The organism is Nocardioides sp. CPCC 206348 (assembly GCF_048654705.1).
Classification (GTDB): Bacteria; Actinomycetota; Actinomycetes; order Propionibacteriales; family Nocardioidaceae; genus Nocardioides.
The window spans coordinates 39,893-41,210 of the sequence record NZ_JBMCZA010000211.1; the positions used below are offsets into that span (position 1 = coordinate 39,893).

The following is a 1,318-nucleotide window of genomic DNA, read 5'->3' on the forward strand; positions in this document are numbered from 1 at the left end:
CCTGATCATCCAGGCGGAGCTGCCCACGCCTGGCGGGCATGCGCTGTGCCGCAAGGGTTACCTCACCGACCGCCAGAACCCCGAGACCGATCGGTTCAAGAGTCCGCCGATGCCCAACGTGCGCTGCAACGAGCCGATCACGATGAGCAACCCCCGTGGTCCGCAGAACCTGCCGCGCGTCGCGCCGGACATGACCGGCACGTCCCCGGTCGTCGCCAGCTATGACGAGGCCACGGGTGAAGTGACTTGGGGCGCTCCGGCAGACTCGGCTGCGAAGCGGGGTAACGTGGCCCCGCCGTCGCTCGGAGGAGACTCCTGGAAGTGGCTGTACCTCCAACCGATGCTCGACCACTAGGGGACTTGTCGCGTGACCGCTGAAGGAAACTCAACGGCACGCAGCACCACCCCGAATGCGCGGTTCCGTTGGGGCGTTCTCGGGTTGCTGCTGGGTGTGCTCGTCGCCGGACTCGGCATCGTGGGCTATCTCGTCCTCGACAAGGGCGCCGGCTCCAACCCCGCCAGCAAGCTGGACTCGCTGATCGACCCGGCGCCCGACCCGGCCAAGGGTCGTGAGCAGGCGCTGGCGGCCGCGCGTACGTTCGTCCAGCGCTTCAACACCTACGGCCCCGACATGCTGGAGAGCGACGGCACGATGCCGGAGTACGCCGCCGTCGGCGAGGTGATGACGTCCAAGTTCGCCAAGATCTTCAAGGACAACGCCGGCTACGCCGCGGAGGTCGTCAAGGACACCGGGATCGACCGCAAGGGCACGGTGTACGCCGTCGGGGTCGCCTCGATCGACGACGACTCCTCCGAGCTGCTGGTCGCCGGCATCGTCAACTTCTCCTACCCGGACCCGAAGGACAGCGGCGAGCGCATCGAGTTCGCGCCGCTGCGGTTCCGCTACCAGGTGTCCCTGGTGAAGACCGGCGGTGAGTGGCGCGTCGACGACCTCGACGACCTGGACGACGAGCTGCCCTCCTTCGGCGAGGCCTCCATCCCGCAGGGCCAGCCGTCGACGGACCCGTCTGCTGACCCCTCGACGGATCCGTCAGGCGATCCCAGTCCATCGGAATCCGGAGCGGGGGAGTAGCGATGAGCGTGAACAACTACGACCTGCTGAACGTCGACGAGTCGGCCACGGCTGACGAGATCCGCGCCGCCTGGAAGGTCGCGATCGCCGACCTCGACCCGAGCGACCGCCGGTTCCGTGCCTACAACGACGCGGCCGGTGTGCTGCTCGACGAGGACAAGCGGGCGTCGTACGACGCCGGGCTGGCCGAGGCCCGCCTCGAAGCCGAGGCCGAAGCCGAGGCCG

General features: G+C 68.4%; 2 protein-coding genes and 1 pseudogene. All 3 read left to right on the forward strand.

The window, feature by feature from the left end; translation table 11 throughout:
* Positions 1–355: pseudogene (locus ACOADB_RS21940) on the forward strand (hypothetical protein); the annotation flags it as partial.
* A gap of 12 nt (positions 356–367) precedes the next feature.
* A complete protein-coding gene (locus ACOADB_RS21945) occupies positions 368–1,093 on the forward strand; it encodes a hypothetical protein (RefSeq protein ID WP_378603573.1) in 726 nt (241 codons plus the stop codon).
* Positions 1,094–1,095: 2 nt separating this feature from the next.
* On the forward strand, positions 1,096–1,318 hold a 223-nt coding region (locus ACOADB_RS21950), incomplete at its 3' end, for a DnaJ domain-containing protein (protein WP_378603576.1).